Here is a 6,324-nt window from a genome sequence, read left to right on the forward strand (position 1 = left end):
GTCAAGTAGTATAGTAAATTGAATAAAGAAGACTCTCTTGCAAACAATGTTTCCATTAAAAATGCTCTGAGCCCTACATAACATGATTTAAATTTGGAAGATACTGCAAGCGCATCGCTGGAGCTCATTAACAATGGAACCGCTAAATCACTATTTTCTCATAACCAAACAGCTCAAAATCTTTCCTGTAGGAATCATAAACCATGTCCAACATCTCCTGAGTATAGTATTCAGCCACCTTATCTTTTGCTGAAGTTTTCTTTGGAGAGAAATTACCTTTAAGTATATTTCTATCGAGATCTCCACCAAAAATTTTTGAATTAACAGCAGCTAGATCTTCCTCAAGATTTTCAATCTTTCCAACAAAATCAAAATTTACCAAATCAAAAAGAATATCATCCGCCTGTAACCGCCAATGACTGTTTTGAATACTGGAGCTTTGCTTGCAGATAACGCTTACGAAATCCTTAAAATCAAACTCTTCTTTCTTTAGCGCCCTTCTAAATTCTCTTGACGGCCTACTTGTCTGTGTCAAAACTCTATCGAGATAACATGATAATATCCTTGAATAAGGATCTCTTACAAAAGCGAACTTATAAAGATCGCTCTCTACCAGTAGCTCATGGGGAGTATAGGGAAGTTGATAGGGCGATAAAAGAGGAGAGCACCTTGGATCATAAAGATCCAGAATGCTTTTATTCACAGGAGCATACTCTTTACTGAATAAATAATGCTTTATTGTACTATTTGCCACCTTGTCAACGGCAAAATAAATATATTTATTTACAAGAGAAATATTAGTGTTGTTTTGATAATCCCCCCAGCGCTTCCTTTCCTCTACATGGCGAGAAGTTATAACACTCTTACTCATAATAATTATCTCCAAAGATTTCTATCTAATGCCTCAAAAACATTGTCTTCAAGGTATCTTGCGGCGACAAGCTCTTTCGAGGACAACTTAAAACTTTCCACAGAAGAGTGATGATAGCTCAGAAACTCCTCAACTCTTCTCCGAGCATCCTCGGTAGTATAAACTAACCAGTCACTGGTATAAGTCTGATCTGCACCTTCCCAAGGCCACACCAGAGGGATACAGCCAGCCATCACTCCATCTGCAAGAGCATAGTGAAATGATTCATTTTCACTCGGAGAAAGTATAAAGTCCACCTTCTCATACCACCGCTCAACATCATTCCCCCAGCCATCGAATATCACATAGCCTTTTAAACTAGGGGTTTCTTCAATTCTCTTATAAAGTTCCTTATAGTATTCAAGCTCTTTTCGCCTGCCAGGAGCATGCATAAAGGGAAGATCTTCGGGCCGATGCCCTTTACAATATAGCGTGGCTTCATGTCCACGCTCATTCAAGGTCTCAAGAAGGTCTAAGGCACGATCTAGCCGTTTAGTTGTTGGTACAATCCCAACCATTCCTAGTGTAGGCTTTATATCTCCCCCTGAATTATAGAACCTATTTTTTCTAACGCCATTGGGGATAGTAACAACTTTCTCCACGGGCCATCCAAATAACTCTACTGCTTTATCTCTAATTAAAGGCGAGACAAAAACAAAACTATCGACTTTTTCAGACTCAATCGAATGACCAAACTTTTCAGCCTTCTTCCTGACTTCTTGCGCATGAATTCTCACAAAAAGTTGGCTTTCTGCCTTTTTATTCTTGCTATGCCAAACTGCGTTTGCTAGGCCCCACTCACAGAGGATATACTCGCCCCAACTTGAGTAATATTCACTGATATTCAAGCTAATATGTTTCCCCCATTCCCACGGATCAATGACTACCTGAGCCCCTTGACGACGCAAATGGGTCACATATGAATAGATGAATTTTAGATCATGGCCCGATATGACTATCCTCTTCCCCTCTAACCCCCTACCATTAGACTCATCAAGCTTTTCTCCCAATATATCTTTTTGGGCAGAAAAAGTGTACTTATTCACCACGCTTTCAGAAAGGGACTCGAGTTTTTCTTGAAACTCATTTCTCAGATTTTCGAAGCGTGAAATGATGTCAGCCACATCAGAGGCCTTATCAATTAAGAAAGGGTAATCATCTCCCAAGAATTCCTTGTTTATCTTTGATCCGTAAGCAACACAGGGCTGACCCAATGCAGCGGTTTCAATCAGCTTAGTAGAAAGCTCAAGTGTCGAATTTTCTAAATTGGGATCTCTATAACACCAAACCAAATCCATCTCAGCCATCAATGAAATGGCTTTTTCTCGGGAAAGGTCTTCATAGACTTCAATAAAATCTTTCCTAAGAAGGGTTCTCATATTTTCTACAAAAGATGTCCCATCAACCCCTTTTCCATATACCTTTCCCGTTGCGATATGGAGCCTTACATCTTTTCCGTCAGATCTCTGTCTTTCAACTTCATTTATTAACTCTATGACACCCCATCTAGGCTGCACTTTACCTGCATAACCTATATTTATAACCTCATCATTTTTACGATGCGCAACCTGAAACTTACGTATATCCTCTGGGACGGTAGGAGGCAATTCTACGCCATCAACCTGATGCCCAACAATTTCTTCAATCTTTTCTTTTATTTCTTTGGTTTGAAAAATGATAGATTTTGAGTTTAGCGCAATCTCTTTTAGCTTTTCAGTTTTCGCATCAATCAACCTGAATCCGGAATCATTAACCTCGTAAAAATCCGTAAGATATGGATAAAAAACGCCGGAAAATTCTTTTCTAGCCTGAACCTCATAACCAACATCCACCCCTCTAGTTATAACCGCTTTTACTTCGGGGCAATGAGAATATATCAAAGAAATGGCATTAACTGCGGCCCGCTGGGACAAAGGCCCTTCAAATCCTATATCCTTAGGCTCTATAATTGTTAACAGATTGCTTTCGAGGATATTGGAAATAACTTTCTTGCTCTTCAAGTTATCTTTTAGGAGAAGAACAACCTCTCTCCCCGAAGCAAGAATGTTGGTTATAGATGTCAACCAAATAGACGAACCATCTAGTACATTCGGGCTAACATCACCATAAATAATCACTTTAGATTTTAATGCAACATCACACTCCCTAAGGTAATTAAAAACATTTTCCTGAAGTTTCTTTTCGTCAGGTTGCGAATTTTCTTCTCTTTTTTCCCTAATCAGCTTGACACTCAAAGAGCTAACATCAGCATCCCCAATGTTGACCAGAGACAGCCCCATGAACTTCGTATCTTCTCCAACAGGGATATCGACAGACCGATTAGATGACTCCGACTTTTCGTCAAAAACGGTTACATACCTAAACCAACTGTATGTTTCTGAATAGTATGCCGCTCCCTTTACCGGCACAATCTCCTTCAAGCTATTATCAAAACACCTGACGCGAACGATTATTTTTTTATCAGGAATTTTCTGAGAAGACCCATCGCATAAGGTTATCTTTTTTAAACCCTTAACATTGATATTCGTCCACCGCGTTTTATTTTTCCCGACATCTCTTGAAACCAATGAAAAATCAGTATTTACTGACTGACTGGGGGGCAATGCAGGAATTAACGACTCGACTATCTTGGCAGGATTAAGTGCCAATGAGATACCAATACCAGGGGATTTCAAATCAAAACATTTAATTATAGCCTGTTGAAGGCTATCTATGTTTCCGCTTTCAAAACTCACTACCCCCTCATAATCATCCGCCAACTCCATCAATGGTGCAACATCCGATACAACTACCTTCTTTCCATAAGCTAGCGCCTCCACAACCTTCATCGGCGGTACTAACTGACATACAGGAAGCTGCTTTCTAGGGACTACAGTAGCATCCATTAATGCATAGTAGGGGCCTACTTTTTCATGCGGTACACGGCCTACTTGAATTATCCAAGGGTAGTCTTTTGACAATTTTTTAGTGCCATTTAAACTAGTTAACGGCTGGCCATCTCCCACCATCAACAGTTTAATTCTTTCCCCCTTTTCAATTAGCTTTTCACAAGCTTCAACCAAGGAGTCCAGGCCTTCATAGGCATTAAAACTTCCAATATAGCCTATCACCCTGTCATTAGGCTCAATCCCAAGCTTTTCTCGAAGAAATGGGTCTGCATGCGCTGGCTTAGGTAATTCACTCACACCATTAGAGATGGTAGCAATCTTCTCGGCTTGAACGCCTCGGCGTTCAAGTTCCGCTTTCATAGGTTTGTTAAGAGTAAAGGTCTTGACTGCCTGCTTAGCTACAAAGGTGTCGCGTGCCGCTTCGGCAGCAAAGGCTGCTGTATGCTCATAACCAGGCTCTCGGGCAGCCTTGGAGAGTTCCCAGAAACCGCGCACCTCATTATAAAATGGTAAGCCTAAACGTTTGGCGGCCACCCAAGCCGGTAGTCCAACGATATAGTTAGAAGCAGCCAGTACAGCTGCCGGTCGATAAACACGAAATAACTCAATAAAACGTTCGACACTGGCTTCAAGATGCTCCACTTCATTTTGTGGGCTCTTCAACCAACGGCTATGGATATAACGGACATCCTCGACCGCCGTTTCCGTATTGACATTCACCACGGACTGATCTAGTTCCCAGGGGCGTCCAGGACGTACAAAACACAATGTCTCAAAACCATGCTTATTCATGCCATGAGCAATGCTTTGAGTACGAATAGCATAACCATTGCTTGCATAACTCTGGCCATGACTGACCATGTAAGCTATACGCCCTTTAATAGATGCCATTAAGGGGGTAACGGGCTGGGCAGCGAGTTGCTGAGCGCGAGAGAGAAGTTCGTCCATCATTAAGATTGGCCAAATAGAAGAGAGAAACGCGGGGTTACTGCAAAAGAGCGCCTTTAGCGCCCTTTTATATTAGGTAAGATGAACCGATGCTGAGTGCTGAAACATTAGCCCAGCAAGCCAACTGCATCGATCACGACTCTCTTGCCACCAATCGCATCAACTTGGGCCATGAAAGACTTGTGCTTGACCAATACGCAGACCACATCGGCCTGCGCCAGGGCCTCATCCAGGGTCGCGAGTTCTACGTGCTCTTGTGCCAGGCTCTCAGGCAGTGCCTGGATGTTGGGCTCCACCACCTGTACCCGACACCCGAGCTCGGCGACCTTCTTCGTGATGCCCAGTGCCGGGCTCTCACGCAGGTCGTCGATATCCGGCTTGAAGGCCACGCCGAGACAAGCAACGGTCAGGTCGCCCCGCCTGGCATTCGGATTATCACGATGCAACGCCTCCAGGGATTCGCTCACGCGAGACAGCACCCACTCCGGCTTGCCGTCGTTGACTTCACGCGCAGTACGAATCAGTCGCGCGTGCTCTGGGCTGGCATCAACGATGAACCAAGGGTCCACCGCAATACAGTGCCCCCCTACTCCGGCACCGGGCGTCAGGATATTGACCCGCGGATGGCGGTTGGCCAGCGAAATCAGCTCCCACACATTGATATCCAGCTCATGGCAGATGATGGAGAGTTCGTTGGCAAAGGCAATGTTGACGTCGCGGAAGCTGTTTTCGGTCAGCTTGGCCATTTCCGCCGTGCGCGCCGTGGTCGGAATGCACTCGCCTTCCACCACAATCTTGTAAAGTGCGCAGGCAGCTTCGGCGCACTTCGGCGTCATGCCACCGATCACACGGTCGTTCTCCACTAGTTCACGCACGACATGGCCCGGCAGAACACGCTCGGGGCAATGTGCAATGCGGATATCCGACGCCTCACCATGGGTCTGCGGGAAAGTCAGGTCAGGACGTGCCGCGGCCAGCCATTCCGCCATCTGTTCGGTGGCCCCCACCGGGCTGGTAGATTCCAGCACCACCAGGTTACCGGGCTTGAGCTGCTCGGCCAGTGCTTCGCTGGCAGCCTTGATGTAACGCAGGTCTGCCTTGTGGTTCTGGCCGTTCTCGTCGGTATGGAAGGGCGTGGGAACCGCTACCAGGAAAGCATCGGCGGGTTCCGGCTGGGTCGTTGCACGCAGGTAGCCTTCCTTGACGGCAGCATTCACCACCATGTCGAGTTCGGGCTCGACAATATGAATCTCGCCTCGATTGATGGTATCCACGGCCTGTTGATCGATATCCACGCCGATCACCTGTTTGCGGCGCGAAGCGAAGACGGCGGCGGTCGGCAGGCCAATGTAGCCCAGCCCAATCATGGAGATAGTGTTGAATTCCATTGGATGTCTCGGTAAAGGAAGTAACAGTAAGCTGAATTTGTATCAGAATCATTACAGGCAAGGCGGAGTGATCGCGGCTGCGTTACTCACCTCACCTTGTGCCATCATTTCTCTGCCAGTGCATCACGGATACGCTGGCAGGCCTTGCCATCGCCATAAGGGTTATGGGCAAAGGCTCTTCATCTATTTC

The 6,324-nt window shown here is 45.4% G+C and carries 3 protein-coding genes; all 3 read right to left on the reverse strand.

Going from position 1 to position 6,324, the window contains the following annotated elements:
• Positions 1-142 precede the first annotated feature (142 nt).
• On the reverse strand, positions 143-871 hold the full coding sequence (locus A9O65_RS16915; protein WP_074749337.1) for a sulfotransferase family protein: 729 nt from the start codon (positions 869-871) through the stop codon (positions 143-145).
• A 5-nt stretch (positions 872-876) separates the two neighbouring features.
• Positions 877-4,749, reverse strand: coding sequence for a glycosyltransferase family 4 protein (locus tag A9O65_RS16920; protein ID WP_074749336.1), 3,873 nt, complete (start codon positions 4,747-4,749; stop codon positions 877-879).
• 104 nt (positions 4,750-4,853) lie between these two features.
• Positions 4,854-6,134, reverse strand: coding sequence for a UDP-N-acetyl-D-mannosamine dehydrogenase (gene wecC, locus A9O65_RS06340; RefSeq protein WP_064701660.1), 1,281 nt, complete (start codon positions 6,132-6,134; stop codon positions 4,854-4,856).
• Positions 6,135-6,324: the final 190 nt, after the last annotated feature.

Origin of the sequence: Halomonas caseinilytica (genome assembly GCF_001662305.1) — a bacterium.
Lineage (GTDB): Bacteria > Pseudomonadota > Gammaproteobacteria > Pseudomonadales > Halomonadaceae > Halomonas > Halomonas caseinilytica.